The organism is Lysobacter firmicutimachus (genome assembly GCF_037027445.1).
In the GTDB taxonomy this organism is placed as follows: Bacteria; Pseudomonadota; Gammaproteobacteria; order Xanthomonadales; family Xanthomonadaceae; genus Lysobacter; species Lysobacter firmicutimachus.
Genome location: NZ_JBANDL010000002.1, coordinates 418,765 through 442,896, shown reverse-complemented (window position 1 = coordinate 442,896; position 24,132 = coordinate 418,765). Strand labels below are relative to the sequence as shown.

Below are 24,132 nucleotides of genomic sequence, written 5' to 3'. Positions count from 1 at the left end.
TTCAGCCGCGCCGTAACGCAGCGGAGCGGCCGGGCCCGGCGGCCGGCTCATGCCGAGCCGGCCGCCTCGGCGGTCACCAGCGGACCCTCAGCCCCAGGTTGGCCTGACGCTGCTCGACCTCGCTCCCGTCCAGGCTCTGGCCGTACGAAAGCACGCCGAACAGGCTGACGGACGGGTTCAGTTCGGCCTCCACGCCGACATCGAGGGTCGCCATCAGCCCCAGTTCGTGATTCGGGAACGCCTGCCGCTGCGCGTTGGCGCCGGGCGGCAGCACGACCAGGGCATCGTCCTTCTCGCCCAGCGTGTCCTGCACGCCCAGCGTCGCCCACGGCCGCACCCTCGCGCCCGCCGCGGTTTCGAACAGCTTGTCGACGCGCACGGCCAGCCGCGCGGTGCCCAGCAAATCGTCGTCCATCACCAGCCGCTTGCCGCCGGCATCGAGCTTGTCCTGCCACTGCATCGCGCTGGCGCTCAGGTTGAACTGCGGCTCGACGGTCCAGCCGTTGTCGAGATGGAAGCGATGTCCCAGCTGCGCGCTTGCGGTCAGGCTGTTGCCATCGATCTTTTCCTTGAAACCGTCGGCCACCGCGATGCTGGCCTCGGGCCGCTGGCCGACCAAGGTCAGGTCGAGGTAGGTGCCGCGCTTCCAGCTGACGCTGCCGTACATGCCGACCATCGGCGTATCCACGCGCACATGGGCCTCGCCGATGCCTTGCAGATCGGTCGAGTTGGCGCCGCTGGCCCAGTAGTTGCCGCGCTGGAACGCCACGAACACGCCGCCGCGCAGGTGACGCGTTTCGCGGTCCTGCAGCAGGGTGTCGACGCCGGCGTACAGCCCGAGCGTGTCGCCGCTGAAGGCGAAGCCCGGGTCGGCGCCCATCTTCAGCTCGCTGCCGGTGACGGCCATCCAGAAGCCCTGGCATTCGCCCTCCAGCTGCCAGTAGGCGCGCTCCATGTCGTCTTCGTGCGAGCCGCAACGCGGCGTGTCGCCGCGGATGCCGGCCATGCGTTCGAACAGCAGGCGGTTGCTTTCCTGGATCAGGCTGGCGCCGATCCCGGGCAACACCGCGTAACCGCCGATCTCCGGCAGGATGTCGCTGGCCTCGGTGTTGAGATACCAGCCGTCGCCCTGGCGATCGAAGGTCCATGGGAACACGCTGCCGTTCAACCGCACCACGCCGTCGGTCGCGTCCGCGGCGATGAAATGGCCCTCGGTCGCGGCGTTGTCGTTCGGGGCCGCGATCACCCGGATCGAGGCCGGCTGTTGCGGCGTCTCGCTGCCGTCGCTGGCGAAAGCCACCGCGGTGCTGCCGACCACATCGCCGCCGATATCCAGGCCGCCCGAGCTCTGGCCGCCCGGCGACACGGTCAACGCCAGCCGGCCGCCGCCGGTGTAGTTGCCGCTGACGCCGAAGCGCGCGTTGCCGACCGTGATCAGACCCGAATTGGCCAGGTTGCCGGTCAGGCCGGCGCCGCTCATGCCGATCAGCTCGGACGTGCCGTCGATCGACAGCAGGCCGCTGCCCAGGTTCAGCGGTCCGGTCAGGGTCAGCTGCGTGCCGGTGAGCAGATCCACCCGCTCCCAGTTGGACAGCGCGCCCACGTCGGCCTGGTCCAGGACCATGTCGTGGAAATTCACCCGGTCCTCGCCGCCGGCGCCGCCGTCGAAGCGGCTCAGGCCGCTCAGGTCGCCGCCGCGGAAATCGGCGGTGTCGTTGCCGGCGCCGAAGTCGAAGCGGCCGATCACCGTGCCGGCCGAGTCGAAGCGGTCGTTGCCGGCGGTGCCGCTGTAAAGGCCGCTCGCCTTCAGGGTCGAGCCGGCCGCGACGGTGGTGTTCTGCGCCGCCACACTGCCGCCGGCGGTGACCTCGAGCAGGCCGCCGATCACGTCGACATCGATGAACTCGGACGCACCGTTGATCTGCAACGCGCCCGCGCCGGATTTGGCCAGCGATTCGAAGCCCAGCATGCTGCCCAGCGGCACGTTGAACCCGGCGCCGATGTTGGCCTCGAGCGTATCGCGGCCCTGGCCGCCGTCGACCGTGCCGATCGCCGCGGTGGTTTCGTGGACGATGAAGCGGTCGTCGCCGGCGCCGAGCGCGAAACTGCCGCCGCCGGTGTCGAGCGTGCCGGCCAGATCGAACACATCGGCACCGTCGCCGAGGTCGCCGGAGGCGAGCAGGCTCGCCCCTACGGCCACGTCGACCGTATTGACGCCCGCGCTGCCGGTCAGCACGGCCGGAGCCGACGCCAGACCGCGCACGCTGCCGTCGATCGCCAGCGTGGTGGCATCGGCCATCGCCAGCGTCGGCGTCTGCAGGCTGCCGGCCACGCTCAGCACGCCGCCGTTGAGCGTGGTGCCGCCGCTGAAGCTTTGGCTGCCCACCAGCGTCGCTTCGCCGGCGTTGTCCTTCTGCAGATACTCGAAGTTGATCGTGCGGGCGGCGTCGAAGGTCAAGGCGTTGGCGTTGTCGAGCACCACCGTGTCGCCGCTGCCGTGGCCGCCGCCGCTGATCACCGCTTCGATGGCTGCGCCGTCTTGCAGGGTCAGCACGTCTTCGCCGCCGCACAGGTCAATGCTGCCGCTGCCCGAGACGGTGCCGGCCACGGTCATGCGGTCGTTGGCGGCGCCGCAACCGAAGCTGCCGTCGACGTTCAAGGTCGCGCCGGCGCCGACCACGGTGGCCAGCGCGCTGCCCGCGGTCGCGATCACGCTGCCGGCCGGACCGATGTTCAGGGTCCCGCCGAGCACGCTGACCTCCTGCAAGTCGGTCGCGCCCGGACCGGTGACGTTGAGCACGCCGGTACCGGTCTTGGTGACGCCCTCGAAACTCGCCAGCGAGCCCAGGTTGGCGCTCAGGTCGATGTCGTAGACGCGCGTGTCCAGGCCGGCGCCGCCGTCGATCGTGCCGATCACGGTCGTGCCGTCGTGGACCACGAAGCTGTCGTCGCCGTCGCCCAGGGCGAAGACGCCGCCACGGGTGTCGAGGGTGCCGACGACGTCGAGTACGTCTTCGCCTGCGCCCAGATCGCCTTCGGCCAAGGCCGTGCCGTTGACGGTCACGGTGTTGGCGCCGGCGCTGCCGGCGATCGCGGCGACGAGGCCCGCGCCGCCGTCCAGACTGCCGTCGACGGTCAGTGCGGTGTCGTCGCCCATCGTCACGACCGGCGTGCTCAAGCCGCCGGCGATCGCCAGTTCGCCGCCGTTGACGGCGGTGCCGCCGCTGAAGTTCTGGGTCCCGGTGAGGGTGGCGGTGCCGGTGTTGTTCTTGGTCAGGAACTCGAAATTGACCACGCTGCCGGCGCCGAAACTCAACGCCCCGGCGTTGTTGAGCACGACGGTATCGCCGGCGCTGTGCGCGCCGCCGTCGAGCAGGCCGGCCAAGCCGCTCAGGTCGGCGCCGTCGTTGAGGGTCACCGTGTCGTCGCCGTCGCCGAATGCGATCGCACCCGTGCCGGCAACGGCGCCGGACACCGTCATGCTGTCGTTGCCGGTCGATCCGGCGAAGTTGCCGTCGACGTTCAATGTGGCGCCGCTGGCGACGGTCGTGGCGACCACGCCGCTGACGCTGCCGGCGGCGCCGATGTCGAGCGTGCCGCCGGCGACGTTGACGGTCGTGAAGTCCGACGCGGCCGGGCCGTCGATGTGCAAGGTGCCGATGTTGGTCTTGGTCAGGGTCTCGAAATTGGTGGCGCCGCCGAGCGTCGCGGTGCCGGCATAGTCCGCGGTCAGGGTATCGATACCGGCACCGCCGTCGATCGGCGCGGCCAGGCCGTCCATGTCGGCGCCGTCCTGCAGGATCAGGTGGTCGTCGCCGTCGAGCAGGTCGATCGCGCTCGAGCCGCTGACCGTGCCGGCCACGGTGAAGCTGTCCGCGCCGGCGGTGAAACCGAACGCGCCGTCGACGATCAGGCTGGCGCCATTGGCCACGGTCGCGGTGTTGATGCCGTTGATGCTGCCGCCGGCGCCGATATCGAGCGTGCCGCCATCGACATGGACCGTGCTGAACGCCGATGCGGCCGGACCGTCGACGTGCAGGGTGCCGGTGTTGGTCTTGGTCAGGGTCTCGAAGTTGACCGCCCCGCCCAAGGTCGCGTTGCCGGCCAGATCGGCGACGAAGGTATCGGTGCCGTTGCCGCCGTCGATGGCGTTGTTCAGTCCGGACAGGTCGGCGCCGTCCTGGATCGTGAAGGTGTCGTCGCCGTCGAGCAGGTCGACGGTGCCGACGCCGGTCACCGTGCCGGCCACGGTGAAGCTGTCGCTGCCGCCGGTGCCGGCGTAGCTGCCGTCGACGTTCAGCACCGCGCCGCCGGCGACCGTGGTGTCCTGGGCCACGACGCTGCCGGTGGCGGCGACGTTCAGGCGGCCGGCGAGCACGTCGACGGTAACGAAATCCGAGCTCGCCGGGCCGTTGATGTTGAGCGCACCGAGGCCGGTCTTGCTCAGCGTTTCGAAGCCCTGCACCGCACCGAGGTCGGCACTGGTCGCGATGTCGGCGTTCAGCAGATCCGTGCCGGCGCCGCCCGCGACGATACCGGCGATGGCGGTGCCGTCGTGGATGCCCAGCGTGTCGTCGCCGGCGCCCAGGTCGAAGATGCCGGCGCCGGTGTCGAGGCTGCCGGCGACGTCCAGCACGTCGTCGCCGTCGCCCAGGTCGCCGTTCGCCGAGAGGCTCGCGCCGGCGGCGACGTTGACGGTGTTGCTGCCGGCGCTGCCGCTGATCGCCGCCGCCGCGCCGCCCGCCGCCTGCAGGCTGCCGTCGACATTCAGCGTGGTGCCGTCGCCCATCGTCAGGGTCGGCGTGTCCAGGCTGCCGGCGACGGTCAGGGTGCCGCCGTTCAAGGCGGTGCCGCTACCGAAGCCGTGTGCGCCCGTGAGCACCGCCTCGCCGCCGTTGTCCTTCTGCAACGCTTCGAAATTGGCGATGTCGCCGCTGTCCAGCGTCAGCAGGCCGGCGTTGTCGAGCACCACCCGGTCGTCGCCGGCGTCGCCGTCGATCGGATTGAGCAGCCCGGCGATGTCGGCGCCGTCGCCCAGCGTCAGGGTGTCGTCGCCGCCGCACAGATTGACGCTGCCGCTGCCGCTGACCGTGCCGGACACGGTCAGGGTGTCCGCCTGGCTGCCGCAGCCGAAGGCGCCGTCCACGTTCAAGGTGGCGCCGGCGGCCACCACGGCATTCAGCGAACTGCCTGCCGAGGCGACGATGCTGGCGCCCGCATGCACGTCCAGGCGGCCTTCGAGCACTTGCACGTCCTGCAGATCGGTCGCGCCGGGGCCGGTGATATTGAGCACGCCGGTGCCGCTCTTGGTCACGCCCTCGAAGTTCTGCAGCGCGCCGAGGTCGGCGCTGGTGTCGATGTCGTAGGTGCGGGTATCGACGCCGGCGCCGCCGTCGATGGTGCCGATCACCACGGTGCCGTCGTGCACCACGAAGTTGTCGTCGCCGTCGCCCAGTGCGAACACGCCGCCGCCGGTGTCGAGGGTGCCGAGCACGTCGAGCACGTCGTTGCCCGCGCCCAGGTCGCCGTTCGCCAGCAGCGTGCCGCCTGCGCCGACCCGGACGGTGTTGATGCCGGCATCGCCGCTCAGCGCGGCCGCACTGCCGACACCGGCCTGCACGGCGCCGTCCACGTTGAGCGTGGCGCCGTCGGCCAGGGCGACGGTCGGCGTCTCCAGCGTGCCATCCACGTCCAGCGTGCCGCCGTCGATCGTGGTGCCGCCGGTGAAACTCTGGCTGCCGCTCAGCGTCGCGGTGCCGGTGTTGGTCTTGCGCAAGAGTTCGAAACCGTCGGTGTTGCCGGCATCGAAATCGAGTTGGCCGGCATTGTCGAGCACCAGGCTGTCGTTGCCGCCCAGGCCGCCGTCGATGGCGTTGTTCAGCACCGCGCCATCCTGCAGGGTCAGACGATCGTCGCCGCCGCACAGGTCGATGGTGCCGGTGCCGGCCACGGTGCCGGCCACGGTCATCGAGTCGTTGCCGCTGCCGCAACCGTAGCTGCCGTCGACCTGCAGGGTCGCTCCACTGGCCACGGTGGTGTCCAGGGTATTGCCGAGCGCGGGCACTACGCTGCCGCCCGGCGCGATGTTCAGGGTGCCTTCGGACACGCTCACCGTAGTGAAGTCCGAGCTCATCGGCCCGTTGATGTTGAGCACGCCGGTGCCGGTCTTGCTCAGCGTCTCGAAGCCCTGCACGGCCCCCAGGTCGGCGACCGTATCGATATGGGTGTCGAAGGTGTCGTTGCCGGCGCCGGCCGAGACCGTGCCGATGATATTGGTGTTCTCGTGGATGGTCAGGGTGTCGTCGCCGTCGCCCAGCGCGAACACGCCGCCGGCGGTGTCGAGAGTGCCGGCGACGTCCAAGACGTCGTTGCCGGCGCCCAGATCGCCGTTCGCCCGCAGCGTGCCGCCCGCGCCCACGCTGACGGTATTCGCGCCGACGCTGCCGCCGATCGCGGCGGCGGGGCCGACGCTGCCGCCGACCGTGCCGTCCACATTCAACGCAGTGTCGTCGGCCAAGGCGATGGTCGGCGTCTGCAGCGTGCCGTCGATGTCCAGCGTGCCCGCATCGATCGCGACGCCGCCGCTGAAGCTCTGGCTGCCGGTCATGCTGGCGGTACCGGTGTTCTGCTTGGTCAAGGTCTCGAAGCCGGCCGTCTGGCTGCCGTCGAAGGCCATCGCCGAGGCGTTGTCCAGGATCAGCCGGTCGCTACCGCCCGCACCGGCGTCCACGCCGCCGGCACCGCTCTCGATGACGGCCCCGTCCCGCAAGGTCAGCACATCGTCGCCGGCGCCCAGGCCCAAGGTGCCGGCGCCGGTGCCGAGCAGTCCCGCCAGGGTCACCGCATCGTTGCCGTCGCCGAGGTCGCCGTTCGCACGCAGCGTGCCGGCGGGGCCGACATCGATCGTATTGACGCCGGCGCTGCCGGTAAGGGCCGTCGGCGTGCCGCCGGCCGCTTCGACGATGCCGTCGACGTCGAGCACGGTACCATCGGCCATCGACAGGGCCGACGTCTCCAGTCGGCCGTCCACGTCGAGCGTGCCGCCTTCGAGCTGAGTGGCGACGGCGAAGACGTGGTCGCCGGTCAGGGTCAGCGCGCCGGTGTTCTGCTTGGTCAGGATTTCGAAGGTGTCGATGCTGCCGCCGTCCAGGGTGTAGCCCAGCGCGGTGTTGACCACCAGCGTATCGGTGCCGTCGCCGGACGTGCCCACGCCGCCGCCGAGCATTTGCGCACCGTCGTTGAGCACCAGCGTGTCGTCGCCGTCGCCGAGCTGCAACGTGCCCGCACCGGTATCCAGAATGCCGGTGAGGGCGACCGTGTCGTTGCCGCCGCCGAGGTCGCCCGCGGCGCGCAACGTGCCGCCGTTGCCGACGGCGACGGCCTGGGCACCGGCATCGCCGCTGAGCGCGGTCTGAGTACCGTCCTCGGCCTGCACGATGCCGTTCACCTGCAGCGACGAGGTCCCGGTCATGCTCACCGTCGGCGTCGCCAGGCCTCCGTTCACCTGCAACGTGCCGGCGGCGAGGGCGGTGGCGCCGATGTTGTTGTTGGGGGAACTCAGCACGCTGGTGCCGCTACCGATCTGGGCCAGCGTGCCCGGACCGCTCAGGGTGCCGCTGAAGGTGAACGTGTCGCTGCGATTGAGCGACAGGGTCGACGTCGGCGAATCCACGATCACGTTGCCGACGCCGGCGTTGCCGGTGGTGCCGCCGTTGCCGATCACCAGGTTGCCGTCGTTGATGACCGTGTTGCCGGAATAGGTGTTGTTTCCGGTCAGAATCCAGGTGCCGCTGTCGTTCTTGGCCAGGGTGGTGGCGCCGGTGCCGTTGTTGCCGATCGCGCCAGCGAAGGTGTTGTTGCCGGTGTTGGTGCCGCCCAAGGCGAAGGTGCGAGCGACGTTCGTGCCGGAAAGAGTGACTGCACCGGTATTGGTGAATTCCAGTGCTCCGGTGCCGGAGGACTCGATGAAGCTGACGCCCGCGTTCAAAGTGAACAAGCGGTTGGAGGTGTCGCCATCGCCGACATAGCGCAGCGTCGAACTATTGCCCATCACCAGGTTGCCTGCCGCACTGGAGGAGGCGCCGACGCTGCTGGCCTGGCCGCCGTCGGCGAGACGGTCGACGATCAGCACGCCGCCGTTGAGCGTGGTGGCGCCGGTGTAAGTGCTGCTGTCGTTGGCCAGAACCCAGGTGCCAGTGCCGGTCTTGGTCAACGAGCTAGCGCCGGCACCGTTATTGGTCAGCTGTCCGGAAAAGGTGTTATCGCCGGTGTTGGTCCCGGTCAAAGTCAGGGTGCGGGCCGTATTCGCGCCGGCCAGGGTCACCGGTGCCGTGCTGGCGAACTCGATGACGCCGGTACCCGACGCATCGAGTGTGCCGCCGCTGGAGCCCAGGGTGAACTGGCGATCGGTCACATCGCCCGTGCCGACATAGCGCAGCGTGCCGTTGAGGGTTAGATTGCCAGGCGCCGAGGTCGAGGCGCCGATCGAGCTGTTGACGCCGCCGTTCGGCAGGCATGTGACCTGCAGCGTGCCGGCATTGATCACGGTGGGGCCGGTATAGCTGCTGTTGCAACCGGTCAGCGCCTGGTTGTTGCCGCCGTTTTTGACCAGGCTGCCGGTGCCGCTGATCGCTCCGGCGTAGGAACGGGTATCGACGCCGTTGATCGTCAAGGTCGCGGTGCCCAGGGTGATATTGCCGCCAGCGGCGCCGCCGCCGATCAGCGAAGTCACCACGGCATTGAAATTGTTCAGGTCCAGCAACGCGCCGGCGGCATTGGCCAAAGTCATATGGCCCGAAGGGCCGAAGGCATTGGTCGACCCCGCGCGCAATACGCCGCCGTTGACCTGGGTAGAGCCGGTGTAGGTATTGGCGCCGCTCAGGACCAGCGTGCCCGGGCCGTCCTTGGTGAAGTTGCCAACGCCGATGGCGGGGCCGCTGAAGGTGAGCGTGGTGGCGGCATCGCTGACGTTGATGCCGCCGTTCGCGGTCTGAAAACCGCGATCGGTGGCGACGGTACCGCCGGTGTAGATCAGCGAGCCGCCCAGCACCAGGTTGGCCGGAGCCGCGCTGGAGGCGCCGATGCCGCTAGCCACGCCGCCGTTGGCCAGGCAATTGGTACTCAGATTGGCGCCCGAAAGCGTAGTCGGACCGGTATAGGTGTGGTTGCAACCGTTGAAGGTCTGGGTGCCGCCGCCGGCGCGGACGATGCCGCCGGTGCCGCTGATGGCGCCGGAGTAGTTGCCGCCGTCGCCGTTGATGGTCAGGGTGCCGGCGTCGAGGGTGATATGGCCGCCGTTGGCGCCGCCGCCGCTCAGCGGGCCGATGCCGTTGTTGAACCCCTCCAGGTCGAGCAGCACGCCGGCGGTGTTGGCCAGGGTCATCGGCCCGTTGGCGGCGCCGAACGCCTGGGTCGAGCCGGCGCGCAGGATGCCGCGGTTGACCGTGTTGCCGCCGGCGTAGGTGTTGGTGCCGGACAGCACCAGGGTGCCGTCTCCGTTCTTGGCCAGCCGGCCGGCGCCGACCGCCGCGCCGCTGACGGTCAGGGTGGTCGCGGCGTTGCTGACATCGACGGTGCCGTTGCCGGCGCCCACAGTGAAACCGCGGTTGGTGCCGACCGTGCCGCCGGTGTACTGCAGGCCGCCGCCGGCGAGTACGAGGTTGGCGGATGCACCGCCGGCAGCGCCGATGCCGCTGGCCGCGCCGCCGTTAGCCAGGGTATCGACCGACAGCAGGCCGCCGCTGACGGTGGTGATGCCGGTGAAGTCGTTGCTGTCGTTGGACAGGGTCAGAGTGCCGGCGCCGCTCTTGGTGAAGTTGGCGGCGTCGGGGCTGGTGACCAGCCCGCCGAAGATCAGATTGGCGCCGGCATTGGTGACTTCGACGCTCGAGCCGATGATGGCGCCGGATCTGGTGAAGGTAAAACCTCGATCGCTGGCATCGCCTGGGCCCGTGTAGCGCAAGGTGGCGCCTTCCAAGCGCAGGTTGGCCGGATCGGCCGACGAGGCGCCGATGCCGCTGGCTGCGCCGCCGTTGCCGATGTCGGCGACGGCCAGCGTGCCCTGCACCACCTGGGTGGCGCCGGTGTAAGTGTTGTTGGTGCCGGCCAGGGTGACCAGGCCGGTGCCGGCCTTGATGAAGCCGATGCTGCCGCCGTTGTCGACGATCTGCGAGGCGATGGTGTAGTTGCCGGTGCTGTTCTGCTGCACGCCCAATGCGCCGCCGACCGGGCCGGTCATCATCCCGCCGGTGATCAGCTGATTGGTATTCACCACCGTGGGCGCCACGATGATGGTGCCGTCCACGCCCAGGGTCTCGCCGGGGTTCACCGTCACGGTGGTCGAGGTCGGCGCGGTGTAGCGCAGGCCGGCTAGCTGGACGCTGCCGCTCACCGCGCCGAAGAATCCGTTCACGTCGGTGATGTATTCGTTGGCCAGCCAATTGGCGGCGTTGTCCTTGTCGGTGTAGTCGGCGTCGACGAAGGCGGCGATATTGCCGCCGACCACCTTGGCATAGTCGGTGCCGTTGACCGTGGCCCAGCCGCCCAGGACGGTATTGGTGGTGGTGATGTTGCCGCTGGTGGGCAGGTTGAAGTTGATCAGCCCACCGGTGCGGGTGATGGCGCCCAGGTTGACGGTGAGGCTGCCGCCAGTGCCGGACTTGGCGTCGATGGTGTTGTTGCTGCCGGTGATGTTCAGGCCGTCGAAGGTCTGGGTGTTGCTTTCGCCGTTGGCGCCGATGATGTTGAGCCGGCCGCCGCCCAGGTTGAGGGTGGAATCGCTGCCGATGATGGCGCTGCTCGGGCCGCCGGCGGGGCTGAAGTCCAGGTTGAGCGTGCCGCCGGCGATGGTGGTGTCGCCGGTGTAGGTGCTGGCGCCGGTCAGGGTTTGGGTGCTGGCGCCCAGCTTGGTCAGGCCGCCGCTGCCGGTGATGCTGCCGGCGTAGGTGCCGGTGCCTCCGCTCGCGCCCTGCAGGGTCAGGATGGCGCTGCCCAATGCCACCGTCCCGCCGCTACCGGTGATGTTGGGCAGCGTCTTGTCGAACCCGTTCATGTCGAGCGTGCCGCCGTTGACGACGAAGCTGCTCGAGGCGCCGAAGGCCCCGGCCGAGCCCGCGCGCAGCACGCCGCTGTCGACGATGGTGCTGCCGGTGTAGGTATTGGCGCCGGTGAGCACCCACGTGCCGGCACCGGCGCTGCGCAGGTTACCGCCACCGGACACCACCCCGGCCAAGACATTGGCGGAGCCGGTGTAGGCACCGCCCAGCGTTGCGGTACCGCCAATGGTCGTCGGGCCCGTCAGCGTCAAGGCGCCGCTACCGTTGTTGGCGAGGGTGCCTTGGCTGATGGTCCAGGTACGGTCGCTGCTGGCGGCGGCGCCGGTATAGCTCAACGTGCCGTTACCGCCGATGCTCGTGGTACCAGTGCCCAGCGAACTGGCGACGCCGGTATTGCCGATCATGCTGGCCCTGACGGTCCCCGCGCCGGTGATGTTGACACCGGTGTTCGTGTTGGCGGTACCGAGGGTGATGGTCCGTCCGGCGTTCGCCGCGAGTGCGACTCGGCCGCCGGAGATGACGCCCAGCAGCTCCAGATCGGCCGTTTGCGCGGCGAGCCCCCCCGTACCGCCTGCTGACTGGATATTGCCGGTCAGGGTCAGCGTGCCGGTGCCGGCGTTGGCGAGCCCCGCCGAGCGGTTGTCGATGGAGTTGATGAGCCAGTTGCGATTCGACGTATCGCCGTCGCCGATATAGGAGTGGGTGGCGCTCGAATTGAGCGGATTCGACAGGGAGATGGTGCCGTTGGCGACCGTGGTGGGCGCGCCCAGGGCACTCGCCTCTCCCAAGTTGCGCACGGACGTGAACGACAAGCCGCGATTGGCTCCGGTCGTGCCGGTGTAGTTGTTGGCGTCGTTGTTCAATGTATTGGCATCTCCGACGAACAGACTGCCGGTGCCGGTATAGAAAGCGCTGCCGACGCCCGCGCCGGTAATGTTCGTGGTGCCTGCGGTGAGCGTCACCGTGCGGCCGGCCAGAGTGCCCCCGGTCGCGCCGACGTTCAGCGCCCCGGTGATGTTGATGTTGTTGGTCGCCGCGCCGAGACTGGCGGCGCCGCTGGCGGTAAGCGAGCCGGTGACGTTGATGGTGCCGGTGAAGGTGTTGGTGCCTTGCAGATTGAGCGCGCCGGCGGTCACGATGGGCGCGCTGGCGAAACTGTTGTTGCCGGACAGGACGGCCGTACCCCCGTTGACGGTCAAACCGCCGCCGAAGCTGTTGTTGCCGGTCAGGGTCAACGTGCCCGTGCCGGTCTTGTTCACCCGCCCGATGCCGTTGATTTGGGAGGCGATGGTGGTCGTCCCGGTCACCGAGATGGTCGGATCGACCCCGCCCAGGGTCAGGGTGTTGCCGGTGACCGTGTAGCCGCTGGTCTGGAACGTCATGTTGTGGACGGCGATCGGCCCGCCCAGAGTGACGGTGCCGGCGGTGCCGCCGAAGAAAGCGTCGTCCAAGGCTGCGTTGTTCCACGCGCTGTAGGGACCGCTCACGCCGTCGTTGTTGGGGCTCCAAAAAGTGCCGGTGGTGTCCCAGGTGCCGGTGCCGCCGAACCCGAGTGCGGTGCGGTTCTGGTCCCAGTACCGATCCGCCGCCCAGGCCTGCGGCGACAACGTCGCCAACGCCACGATCACGCTCAGGGTTAACGGCCACGACGAGCCCGGCGAAAAGTCTGCGAACAAGTCGCAGCCGAACATCAACTCGCGTTTCGTGGTGCGCCTTTCGCGGCCGCTCTTCGCTCGGCCGGACGCGAGCTCGGACACGACGACCCATGCATTCTGCGCGCGGGACCAAATGATGCGGAATACGTGGTTCATAACCTATCCTCTTTGATTCGGCAGATCGACAAGTCGGCCACCTGGCTCAGGTACCAATTGAGTCGGTGCGGGATGGATCGGAGGCGACTAACGCCTCGTGCGCTCATACGCTGCAGTGGTTGCTCATCGGCTTCCGGCTTCGTCCCGGCACTAAGTGAAGGCAGCCTGTTCCACAAACGTGGTGTTTCATCAAGTAAACAGAACTCAGCCGCGGCGCCTGCGCGACGAGCCAAGTCAGTCGATCACCGAGTTCACCGAGGAGAATTCAGGCAAATACATGCCCAACAGGGCTCAATGCCGCCTGTCGCAGACCCACTCGGAATAGTTGCTGCCGACGCGGATATCTCCGCGATTCGACCTTATTCGGACCAACTGCCTTTGACGTCGTCCGATGCTCGGGCAAAGAGATATATTGGAACCGTGCCCTCCCCGATTGCACCCCGCCAAGTGATGGCGCACATGTCACGAAGCTGTCGTGCCTGATGTCACAAAAACTACCTCAGTTGTGCAATCCAGCACAACTAAGAAATCTCCTAGATGCTAGGTGCTCGTGCAGGGTTGCGACGAAGTCTTGAAGGATGACTCATGACCCTGTCAGTTACTCCTGTTCTAGCAGGCGCACGAAATCGAACGCGCGCGCAATTCGGCCGATGCCCTCGGTAGGCAATGACGTTCCAAGTGGGTGTATGCCATCCGCAGCGACTGCCGCAAGGACTGTGGCTTCGACAACGCGATGCCTTTGAGCTCACCTCTCACATCCCGGGTGACGACCAGGCAATCGAAGTGTCGCTTTTGGTGCAATGGAGCGGGCTCTCGCTGTCGGGGAGGGGGCTGAGCGCCAGCGAACCTAGTCCATATGGTGTGTAGGGTGTCATTGTCAACGCAACCAAGATGGACGGTCGATTGCCCGCAATCACCACTTCCAGTAGGCACCGCAGGGCTTGCTTGCAGCTATCCGGGCGCATGCAGGTACGCATATGACCAGAAAGATCTTGATGAAGATCTATCTATCGTTCACTCACTCAACCTCACCGAGCACCTTCGTTCGGCCCACCATTCTGTCGGCGTTGGTCGAAGACGAAGACCCAAGCCGATTTGCCTCGCCAGAACTCGTGTCGCAACCGCCCGAAGTCCTCCGCGAGAGTTCTCTAAGGCGCCCGGGGCACCGAACCGCGCTGAGGAAGCGGCCATCCGCAACACGCCCCCTTGGTCTCGGATTCGCATCTCTTCAAATGCGCCAAAATCCCCTGTTCGAACCTCTCTATTCGGAGAGCAGCCGCCGTCGAAAACGCGTTCTTTTGGCGGTTTTCGCGCTTTGGCGTTGGACCAAGAACAACGCGGTTTCGACCGAAACGGGGCAGATCAACCCCACCATTCTCTCTCAGGGCGTTGGTTTTTTAGTCCTACGCCCCATCTCGCGCACCCTTTCGAATCAGTGAATTAGCCTTGGACCCGAAAAAGCGGTTTGATGGGGTACATATCCTCAAAACTGGCGTTAAACCGCCCATCAGATGCTGCCTAGTCGCTGTCGACCTGGGTCTTGAACGCTTTGCGCGCCTCGTCGCGCGCGGGGAGGAACTGTCCCACTCGTAGTCGAGCTATGCGACGAGATAGCTGCGCTTATGCGGACAAAGGGTGTCAATCGCGACCTCGCCGACTCACTCGCTGACTCCATCCGCTCCAGCACATACTTACGCGATCTGATCGAATTCTCACGAGCAGTACACGCGGAGATGGACGCTCTCATATCCGCCGCCCGCAATGGCGGGAACGGCATACAGGATTGCATCCTATTTACCACAACGTATCCATGCCATAACTGCACCAGGCATATCGTTGCAGCAGGAATTTGCGCGGTTTACTTCATAGAGCCGTACGGCAAGAGCCTTGCGGACGAACTTCATAGTGATGCGATAGATCACAATGCGGAGTCACCTCCAGATCAAGCAGACGGCCGAGAAAAACGGGTTGCATTTCTACACTTTGAAGGTGTATCGCCAAACCGATTCGCTAGCCTGTTCTCTCACTTCGATTCACGTAAGGACTCTAGCGGCAGGGCCACACCTTTTATTCCCGCGACAGCGGAACAAAAGGTTCCCGAGCTTCTAGACAACTATCGTGAACTCGAAGGCAACGTCGTCGAGCGTCTCTTGAAGAGAAAGGCAGCTATCGCTGCTGCGAACAACCCAGGTGGCGGGGCAGCATAGCTGTTTGCAACTCAGTCCGTACTGGTCTTCTCGTACATCGCAGCCACGACTTGCCCATCAATAAGCGCTACTAGCGGTGATGTCCGAAACGGCAAGCTCGAGCTGAGATAGGACTGATATCAGAGCTTGCCTAGCAAACTTCCATATATCCCGAGTCGGCTCATTAGTCGGATCAAGCGGCTCGATGTCGCCTTGGGCTCCAAAGATCGCCCCCTTCGTAAGCGTCTGATTTTCAACGGCGAGCAATGGTCGGCCGACCAAAGGCATTGGAGAAAACGGTCCGGAGAGAGGCGAAGAAAAACGCCAAATAAGCTCTCTGTGGATAACTCATCGTCCAATGGAAAACGCCAAAAACCTAGGAAATGAGACCTTTTTCTTCGTTGCGACGAGGCGCAGAAAAGGTTGAGGCTGGGAGTTTGGCGCGCTCAGCGGGATGCAAACCTCCGACCAATGGCCAACGCCCACTTATTGCGACCAAATTTGCGCCGTGGTTTTCACGTTGAGTGTTCTGGTTGACCTGTTGACGGCCGGAAAACTCACAAAAAAGTCCAGAGCCAACCCATTGATCTACAAGACTCTGAAAAATGGGCCTTTAGTTCCGAGACCACAGGCAGGGAGAAGAGAGAGGGAGAAGTGGCGAAACCTTCGCCAAACGCCGCTTTTTGCCGGTTCTCCGAAACCACGGCTTTTACGGAAACCCTCGAAAATAAGGGGCTGTTCTCGCCCCTCGGCGGGGGAGATAAACGCACGCCCGAAAGGAGTGGTGGAGCCACGGGAACTGGGTTCAAACCCTCTTGACGGGCGAACGGGGGCAATTGGGGGTCAATGAGGGCTATTGGGGGTTAGCGTCCGCTTTCGGCCAGAAGCGGACATCGCCCAACACCTGAATTAAGGGGGCCGCGAAGCGGCTTCCCATTGAATGAATTGTTATGCCCGATTTGCGGCGGCCTTCCTCGCGCGAAATGCAGCCAAGGCGTGAAGGACGTGCTGCGACCTCGCGGCCTGCTCCTGGGAGAGCGGCGCACGCTTGGCCTTGCGGAGTAAGGACTCAAGAGCGGAAAAAGTATGGGCGAAGTTCAAGGAAGCAGATGGCGGCCTCCATAGACTCAGGGTCGCCAGCCGCGATGCGATCTAGCGCTCCGTCAAAGCCACCCGGAAAGGCCGGCTCGTTGTATCTGGAGTGGAAGGTCTCGCAGGCACGCTCCCACTCTTGGCGCTTGTCAGAGCTGCGATCCCGCTGCGCGAATGCCTCATGCACGCGCGAGTGCAGCCGCGCGACCTCCTCGGCGTTTGATTGAATCAACAGTTTGAGGCGATCGGAAGAATGGGGCATAACGCCTGAATTAAGCCGCGCCGCGAAGAGACGTCGGCTTGAATGAATTGTTAGCGCCTTAGTGGGTGCAGCTGACGCCGAGCCACTGCTGTACGAGCTGTAGCTTGTAAACAGCAGCTGCGCCAAGAGCAAAAGCTCCCAACATTAAGCTGCCAAGCCAAAACCAGAATGAGTATGGAACATGGTTGAAGAGCCACCTCAGAGTGACTTTGTCAGGAACCGCTAGCGGTGCAGGCACGGGCGTTGCGGCGCCAGGCTGGGCATTGCCTAGTAGCTCTGGGTTGTTCTCCACTCGATTCCTCGCAGCAGAGGCGATGCTAATAATTCTTTCGACCGATGAGTAGGATGGCGAGTCGTAGAGGTTGGCTACGCCATGGTTGTAGGCGTCAATGACCATCTTGCTGTAGTCATTCTGTCCCATCGCGTCGTGAAAGAGATCACGTAGTTCTAGCGTGATCTGTTGAATTCGAGGCTCGTCGTCATCTGCCGCCAGGAGAGAATCACGCCCTTTTACAAACCGGGACAGAATTCCTCTTAGCTCATCGATGTAGCCGTCTGCTCTGCGGAGGTAGTCGTCTGGGTTCATAGGGCGCTAACCTCTGAGTTAAGCCGGCCCGCGAAGCGGGTTCGGCTTGAATGAACCGTTAGGCCGCAGCATTACGAGCGCGACCGGGAAAGAAACATGCCATACCGACGAAGTAGCGGCATTTGTGAGCAGAGATATAGGAACCCGGGTGCCATGGCAAGAGTCCAACCCGCCAAAACTGCGAGGATGTATGGCACAGCCTGTCGTTGAGCGGGCTCGTTAGTTGCCGTGACTAGGAAGACAAGGGAGCCGCCAAGAAGAATGGCAACGATGAGGTAGGCGAGCGTACCGAGGAAGACTTTCCCGCGCCTGTTGAATTTCTGCCCAATCCACAGGAGAACCTGCGTGTAACCGAAGAGAGAACATGTAAGGGCAAGACAAGCGACGACTGTGCGCAAGATGAGTTCTTGCCAAAACATGAGAGAAAAGTCCGTATGCGGCCTAACTACCTAATAGCCGGATCCCTGGGTCCGGTTATACGACTTATCCACAGCGCACCGTCTGATGAGCTATCCCCTTAATACGACTCGATCTTAGGTCGACTAGGCCCGGCTAACAAGCCGATGTACAACCGGACCCAGCAGGTGTGGAGCGCGCACTCAGGCGGATGTCTGCTTTGGGTCGGAAGCAGACACTGGTCGTGCCAGACCCCTGGCCATGGGGCCGCTGGGGGCTAATGAGGGCTATTGAGTTGGTGGCTTACGCTGACCAACACCACTCGCAGCGGCCCCACGTCGTGAGGGCTAATGAGGGTCGTTGGGGGCGAATGAGGGTCAATGAGGGCGATTGGGGGGTGGTGGGCCCACCAGGATTCGAACCTGGAACCAAGGGATTATGAGTCCCCTGCTCTAACCGTTGAGCTATAGGCCCGTGCGAGCGGGCATTCTAATGGCTGGGCGAGTGGGGCGTAAGCCGGCGGCGGGCGGCATCCGGGGCTTCGCGGTGGATGCGCGCGATGCGTCTGGCCGCGATCGCGCGGCGATAAGTGTGCCGTCGACAGGTTCCGGGCAGCGGCGCTCCGGCGGTAGCGCGGCCGAGCGCGGGGTGACGCGGCTCGCAGGCAAGCGTGCGCGCCACCGTCTGCGTCGACGTTTCCCCGGCGACGGCCCGCTCAGCGCTTCGCGCTCATCGAATACGGCCGCTGCGCCGGGTCGGTCGCCCATTGTTTGTTCGGTTCGGCCTGCATGACGAAGCGCAGTTCGCCGCCGGCGAGGATTTCGTCGTGGCGCAGGTAGGCGCGGTCCAGCGGCTTGCCGTTGAGGGTCGCGCCGGCGATGTAGGGGCGGGCTTCGCTCAGGCCTTCGGCGACGATGGCGAAGCGCTTGCCGTTGGGCAGGTTGAGCGTGGCCTTGGGCAAGAAGGGGCGGCCGATGACGTATTCGTTGCTGCCCGGGGCGACCGGATAGAAGCCCAGCGCGGTGAATACGTACCAGGCCGACATCTGGCCGAGGTCGTCGTTGCCGGCCAGGCCGTCGGGGCGCGGGGCGTATTGGCTGGCCATGATCTGGCGTAAACGCTCCTGGCTGCGCCAGGGTTGGCCGGCATAGGCGTACAGGTAGGCGACGTGGTGACTGGGTTCGTTGCCGTGGGCGTACCAGCCGATCAGGCCGGTGATGTCTTCCATGTGGGCGAAGATCTTCGGGTCGACCTTGGCGTCGAAGACTTGGTCGAGGCGTTCGATCAGCTTTTGCTCGCCGCCGTGCGCGGCGGCGAGGCCGGCGACGTCCTGCGGCACGTACCACGAGTATTGCCAGGCGTTGCCTTCGGTGTAGTCGGTGCCGTAGCCGCTGGCGCTGGGGTCGAAGGGCTCGCGGAAGGCACCGTCGCGCTTGCGCGCGCGCATGAAGCCGGTCGACGCGTCGAAAGCATGCTTCCAGTTGCCGGCCCGTTGCTCGAAGCGCGCGGCGACGTCTTCGCGCCCCATCGCAGCGGCCATGCGCGCGATGGTCCAGTCGTCGTAGGCGTACTCCAAGGTCTTGGACGCGGCTTCGCCTTCTTCGTCGATCGGCACGTAGCCGAGCTGCTGATACTGGGCGATGCCGTCGTAGGGGCCGTAGTCGGCGCTGGCCACCATCGCCTGCAGCGCTTGCCCGGCATCGAAGCCGCGGATGCCCTTCATGTAGGCATCGGCGATGACCGGCACGGCGTGGTAGCCGACCATGCACCAGGTCTCCTGACCGTGGAAGGCCCACACCGGCAGCACGCCGTAAGGGCTGTGGCGATGCGCGGCGAGCAACGAGTTGACGAAGTCGGCGTTGCGGCGCTCGGGCTGGACCAGGGTCAGCAGCGGGTGCAGCGCGCGATAGGTGTCCCACAGGGAAAACGTCGAATAGTTCGTCCATCCCCGGGCTTGGTGCACGGCGTTGTCCGGTCCGCGGTAGCGGCCGTCGCTGTCCATGAACAGCGTCGGGCCGAGCAGGCTGTGGTAGAGCGCGGTGTAGAAGCTCTTGCGCTGCGGTTCGGGCGCATCGAGTTCGACCGCCGACAAGGCCTCGCTCCAGCGCTGGCGCGCCTGCGCGCGCACGCGGTCGAAATCGAAGCCGGGCATTTCGGCGTCGAGGTTGGCGATGGCGCTGTCTTCGCTGACCGGCGAGATCGCGACTTTGACGATCAGTTCTTGCCCGGCGGCGTCGGCGAAATCCAGGCTGGCGACCAGCTGCCGGCCTTCGATCTGGGCGCGGCGGCGCGGGTCTTTTTCGCCCGGCGGCGGGAAGCCCTTGTAGACGATGTCGGCTTCGGTGTCGTGGAAGGCGTGGCCGCTGAGCGGGCGCGAGAAGCGCATGGCGAAATACAGCTGCCGGCCCAGCGCCCAGCCGCGGGTTTCGCGGAAGCCGGTGACGGTGCCGTCGGCGCGCAGGCGCAGCCGCGACCACAGCACTTTGCCGGGGTAGTCGTACAGGCTGGTGCGCAGGTCGATCAGCAGGTGGGCGTCCTGCCCCGCCGGATAGCGGTAGCGGTGCACGCCGACGCGGTCGCCGGCGGTGAGTTCGGCGCGGATCTTGTAGTCGTCGAGGGTGACCGCGTAGTAGCCGGGCTCGGCGCGCTCGTCGTCGTGGCGGAAGGCCGAGCGGTAGCCGCTGCGCGGGGCCTGGGCCTGGCCGCGTTCGAGCTTGACCTCGCCGGCGATCGGCATCAGCAGCACATCGCCGAGGTCGGAGTGACCGGTGCCCGAGAAATGGGTGTGGGAGAAGCCGACGATGGTTGGGTCGCCGTAGCGGTAGCCGGCGGCCCAGCCGTAGGCTTCCTTGCGGGGCTTGATTTCGGTGTCCGGGCTGAGCTGGATCATGCCGAACGGAACCGTGGCGCCGGGATAGGTGTGGCCCTCGCCGCCGGTACCGATGAAGGGATCGACCGCGCGGTAGGCGCGCTCGCCGGCATCGCCGGCCGGGGCGGCCCGGGCCGGGCCGGCGAGGCAGGCGCCCCAGACCAGCACGGCGGCGAACCCGGCGCGCCAGGGACGCGCGGCGGATCGGGACTGCGGGGCGGGCGGCGACGGGATCGGCCGGGTCATCCGGGGCACTCCGTATCGGAACTGGGCGGCAGGAACGCGTCCGGGTCGGCAAAACGGGCCCGGAGCTCTTTTAGATCGTTCTAAATCGAGGCAAGCTAGCATGCGTCCCGGCCGCGTTCATGCTGCATTGCAGAATGCAGCGGCGGGGCTTAGACCGCAGGATGGCGGCATTTAGAACGATCCAAAAGCCGCCCGGAGCCATGATTCCCGTTCGCCCCCCCCCTCTCAGCGAGGTGTTCACGATGAACGACGCGCCCGCCCCCCGCGGCCGGGTCACCCTGGCCGACATCGCGCGCGCCTGCGGCCTGTCGCGCGCGACGGTGTCGCTGGTGCTGCGCGGCAGCCCGCTGGTGCATGCCGACACCCGCGCCCGGGTCGAAGCCGAGCTCAAGCGCCAAGGCTATGTATATCACCGCGGCGCCGCCAACCTGCGGCGCAAGGTGTCGACCGGCGTGGCCCTGGTCATCAACGACCTGTCCAACCCGTTCTTCGCCGAATTCGCGGCCGGCGTCGACGAATGGCTGGCCACCGCCGGCTTCGTCACCCTGCTCGGCAGCACCAACGAATCGGTCGAACGCCAGCAGGCGGTGCTGACCTCGCTGATGGAGCACGACCCGGCCGGGATCATCCTGTCGCCGGCCGAAGGCAGCGACGGCGCGCGGGTGCGCAACCAGATCGGCGAACGCACGCCGGTGCTGGTGTTCAACCGCGAACTCGACGGCACGCCCTGGGATTTCCTCGCCCTCGACAACATCCACGGCGCGCGCCTGGCCACGCGCCACCTGATCGATCGCGGCCACCGCCGCATCGCCTTCTTCGGCGGCCATCGCGATTCGTCCTCGTGCCGGCAACGCCGCCAGGGCTATCGCGAGGCGATGGTCGAAGCCGGGCTGGAGCCGGAACCGCAGTGGCTGGTGGAGTGCGCGCCGACCCGGCTGGAAGCGGCGCAGCAGACCGGCGCGCTGTTCGTGCGCGATCCCGCGCCGACTGCGGCGGTCTGCTACAACGACGCGGTCGCGCTGGGCCTGATGGCCGGCCTGGTCGCGCGCGGCCGCCGCCCCGGCGGCGATTTCGCCGTGGTCGGATTCGACGACATTCCCGAAGCCTCGGTCGCCTCGCCGACCCTGACCACGGTCGCGGTCGACCCGCGCGCGCGCGGCCGCCAGGCCGCCGAGCTGATCCTCAAACGCCTGCGCGACCCGGACATGCCGCGCGCCCACACCATCGCCCCGGTGCGGCTGCAGGCGCGCAGCAGCAGCGAGGTGCATCTGCCGCACAACGGAGCTTCCGCATGAGCCGTCGCGACATGTCCTACACCGCCGCGCTGGCGGTGGTGACCACGATCTTCTTCACCTGGGGCGGCCTGACCAGCCTCAACGATGTGCTGATCCCGCATCTGAAGGCCGTGTTCCAGATGAACTACGCCCAGTCGATGCTGATCCAGTCGACCTTCTTCGGCGCGTATTTCCTGATGTCGCTGCCGGCCAGCCGGGTGGTGGCCAAGTTCGGCTACAAGAACAGCATCGTGATCGGCCTGATCGTGGCCGCGATCGGCGCGGCGATGTTCTTCCCCGCCGCGCGCATTCCGTCGTATCCGCTTTTCCTGGGCGCGCTGTTCGTGCTCGCCAGCGGCATCACCCTGCTGCAGGTCTCGGCCAATCCCTACATCAGCCTGCTCGGCGACCCCGCCGGCGCGCCGAGCCGCTTGAACCTGGCCCAAGCGCTGAATTCGCTGGGCACGACCGTGTTCCCGTACGTGATCGGCCCGCTGATCCTGTCCGGCGCGGTGCTCGGCACCGCCGAGCTGGCGGCGATGTCGGCGACCGAGCAGGCCGCGTACCGCGCCCACGAAGCGGCGTCGGTGCAGATGCCGTACATGATCATCGCCGGCTGCCTGCTGCTGCTGGCGGTGTTCGTCTACACCATGCGCATCCCGCCGCTGACCGAAGCCACCGAGAGCGCCGACCCGGTGCACCACAGCTTCGCCGAGGTGCTGAGCCAGAAGCACCTGTTGTACGGAGTGATCGCGATCTTCGTCTACGTCGGCGCCGAGGTCTCGATCGGCAGCTTCCTGATCAACTACATCTCCGCACCGGAGATCGGCAACATCGACCACGCCAAGGCCAGCGAATACCTGGCGTATTACTGGGGCGGCGCGATGGTCGGCCGCTTCGTCGGCGCGATGCTGTTGCAGCGCTTCGACGCGCGCCGCCTGCTGGCCCTGTTCGCGATCGCGGCGATGGCGCTGCTGGCGCTGACCATGAGCGGCAAGGGCACGCTCGCGATGTGGACGGTGCTGTCGATCGGCCTGTTCAACTCGATCATGTTCCCGACCATCTTCACCATCGCCATCGAACGGCTGGGACCGATGACCAGCAAGGCCTCCAGCCTGCTGATCATGGGCATCGTCGGCGGCGCGGTGGTGCCCTGGCTGCAAGGCGTGCTGTCCGACCGGATCGGCATCCAGCAATCGTTCGTAATTCCTTTGATCTGTTACGCCTTCATCGTCTGGTACGGCTTCGCCGGCTCGCGCATCCGCGCCGGCCAGGGCCAGCACGCCAGCGCCCAGGCTTCGGGAGTGATGCATTGATGTCTGCTGCAGCGCAGCCCGCGCAGTCGCGCAATTCCGCCATCGTCTGTTTCGGCGAAGCCTTGATCGATTTCCTCGCCCGCCCGGCCGAGGCGCCGGGCGAGCCGCGCCATTTCGTCGAGTACGCCGGCGGCGCGCCGGCCAACGTCGCCGTCGCCGCAGCCCGGCTCGGCGCGCCGGCGCGCTTCGTCGGCATGCTCGGCCAGGACATGTTCGGCGACTTCATCGCCGCGCAGTTGCAGCACTACGGCGTGGACACCCGCGACGTGGTCCGCACCGGCGAGGCCAAGACCGCGTTGGCGTTCGTGTCGCTGGACGGCTTTGGCGAGCGCAGCTTCAGCTTCTATCGCCCGCCGGCCGCCGACCTGCTGTTCCGCGACGCCGACTTCCGCGCCGACGGCTTCGCCGATGCCGGCATCTTCCATGTCTGCTCCAACAGCCTGACCGAGGAAGGCATCGCCGCGACGACCCTGGCCGGCATGCGCCGCGCGCGCCTGGCCGGCGCCCTGGTCAGCATGGACATGAACCTGCGGCCGTCGCTGTGGCCGCACGATGTCGATCCGGCGCCGCGGCTGATCGCGGCCTTGCTGGAGGCCGACCTGATCAAGCTGTGCGGCAGCGAGTTCCAGTTCCTTGCGCGCCATCTCGGCGGCGAGGAAGCGGCGCTGCAGCGACTGTGGCACGGCCATGCGCGCTGCGTGCTGATCACCGACGGCGCCACGCCGATCCGTTGGCATACCCGCACCCGCCAGGGCGAAGTCGCGACCTTCCGCGTCGCCCCGGCCGACACCACCGGCGCCGGCGACGCCTTCGTCGGCGGCCTGCTGCAGCGCTTGTCGAGCCTGGGCGTGGACGCCGCCGGCTTCGCCGACTTCATCGCCGACGAGGCCGCCTTGGTCGCCGCGCTGCGCTATGCCGCCGCCGCCGGCGCACTGGCCACCACCCGCCACGGCGCGTTCGCGGCCATGCCCGACACCGCCGAGGTCGAGCGCCTCATCCGCGAACAATCCTGACCGCCGCTCCGCTTCCGATCCGGTATT

At 66.6% G+C, this 24,132-nt stretch carries 8 protein-coding genes, 1 tRNA gene and 1 pseudogene; 5 read left to right on the top strand and 5 right to left on the bottom strand.

Annotated features, from left to right (window positions below):
* Positions 1–73: 73 nt before the first annotated feature.
* Positions 74–12,730: an autotransporter-associated beta strand repeat-containing protein gene (locus tag V2J18_RS01945; RefSeq protein ID WP_336130753.1), complete on the bottom strand. Its 12,657-nt coding sequence runs from the start codon at positions 12,728–12,730 to the stop codon at positions 74–76.
* 36 nt (positions 12,731–12,766) lie between these two features.
* Positions 12,767–12,865 (bottom strand): annotated as a pseudogene (locus tag V2J18_RS23100) (ESPR domain-containing protein); the annotation flags it as partial.
* A gap of 995 nt (positions 12,866–13,860) precedes the next feature.
* Between V2J18_RS23100 and V2J18_RS01940 the strand changes: the two are divergent.
* Both V2J18_RS01940 and V2J18_RS23095 read left to right on the top strand, forming a co-directional pair.
* On the top strand, positions 13,861–14,304 hold the full coding sequence (locus V2J18_RS01940; RefSeq protein ID WP_336130752.1) for a hypothetical protein: 444 nt from the start codon (positions 13,861–13,863) through the stop codon (positions 14,302–14,304).
* A gap of 183 nt (positions 14,305–14,487) precedes the next feature.
* Positions 14,488–15,072, top strand: coding sequence for a deaminase (locus tag V2J18_RS23095; protein WP_425605925.1), 585 nt, complete (start codon positions 14,488–14,490; stop codon positions 15,070–15,072).
* A 1,391-nt stretch (positions 15,073–16,463) separates the two neighbouring features.
* Here the strand turns inward: V2J18_RS23095 and V2J18_RS01935 are convergent.
* From V2J18_RS01935 to V2J18_RS01925, 3 genes are all read right to left on the bottom strand, one after another.
* Positions 16,464–16,991 (bottom strand): hypothetical protein, encoded by a 528-nt coding sequence (locus V2J18_RS01935; protein WP_336130751.1) that lies wholly within the window; start codon positions 16,989–16,991, stop codon positions 16,464–16,466.
* A 794-nt stretch (positions 16,992–17,785) separates the two neighbouring features.
* A tRNA-Ile gene (locus tag V2J18_RS01930) sits at positions 17,786–17,861 on the bottom strand.
* Between the two features lie 241 nt (positions 17,862–18,102).
* Positions 18,103–20,502, bottom strand: a complete 2,400-nt coding sequence (locus tag V2J18_RS01925; RefSeq protein WP_336130750.1) for a GH92 family glycosyl hydrolase — start codon at positions 20,500–20,502, stop codon at positions 18,103–18,105.
* A 242-nt stretch (positions 20,503–20,744) separates the two neighbouring features.
* On the opposite strand from V2J18_RS01925, the gene V2J18_RS01920 reads away from it, so the two are divergent.
* The 3 genes from V2J18_RS01920 to V2J18_RS01910 are packed head-to-tail and all read left to right on the top strand — an operon-like array spanning position 20,745 to position 24,105.
* Positions 20,745–21,797: a LacI family DNA-binding transcriptional regulator gene (locus tag V2J18_RS01920; protein ID WP_064748167.1), complete on the top strand. Its 1,053-nt coding sequence runs from the start codon at positions 20,745–20,747 to the stop codon at positions 21,795–21,797.
* Positions 21,794–23,092, top strand: coding sequence for an L-fucose:H+ symporter permease (gene fucP, locus V2J18_RS01915; protein WP_064748168.1), 1,299 nt, complete (start codon positions 21,794–21,796; stop codon positions 23,090–23,092). Before V2J18_RS01920 ends, fucP begins: the two co-directional genes overlap by 4 nt.
* Positions 23,092–24,105: a carbohydrate kinase family protein gene (locus V2J18_RS01910; RefSeq protein ID WP_064748169.1), complete on the top strand. Its 1,014-nt coding sequence runs from the start codon at positions 23,092–23,094 to the stop codon at positions 24,103–24,105. Before fucP ends, V2J18_RS01910 begins: the two co-directional genes overlap by 1 nt.
* Positions 24,106–24,132 lie beyond the last annotated feature (27 nt).

What these genes read in the sequence shown, in the direction of transcription:
- V2J18_RS01910 (WP_064748169.1), top strand. Translation starts at nt 23,092, where the DNA reads ATGTCTGCTGCAGCGCAGCCCGCGCAGTCGCGCAATTCCGCCATCGTC.
- V2J18_RS01920 (WP_064748167.1), top strand. Translation starts at nt 20,745, where the DNA reads ATGAACGACGCGCCCGCCCCCCGCGGCCGGGTCACCCTGGCCGACATC.
- fucP (WP_064748168.1), top strand. Translation starts at nt 21,794, where the DNA reads ATGAGCCGTCGCGACATGTCCTACACCGCCGCGCTGGCGGTGGTGACC.
- V2J18_RS01925 (WP_336130750.1), bottom strand. Translation starts at nt 20,502, where the DNA reads ATGACCCGGCCGATCCCGTCGCCGCCCGCCCCGCAGTCCCGATCCGCC.
- V2J18_RS01940 (WP_336130752.1), top strand. Translation starts at nt 13,861, where the DNA reads ATGAAGATCTATCTATCGTTCACTCACTCAACCTCACCGAGCACCTTC.
- V2J18_RS01935 (WP_336130751.1), bottom strand. Translation starts at nt 16,991, where the DNA reads ATGAACCCAGACGACTACCTCCGCAGAGCAGACGGCTACATCGATGAG.
- V2J18_RS23095 (WP_425605925.1), top strand. Translation starts at nt 14,488, where the DNA reads ATGCGGACAAAGGGTGTCAATCGCGACCTCGCCGACTCACTCGCTGAC.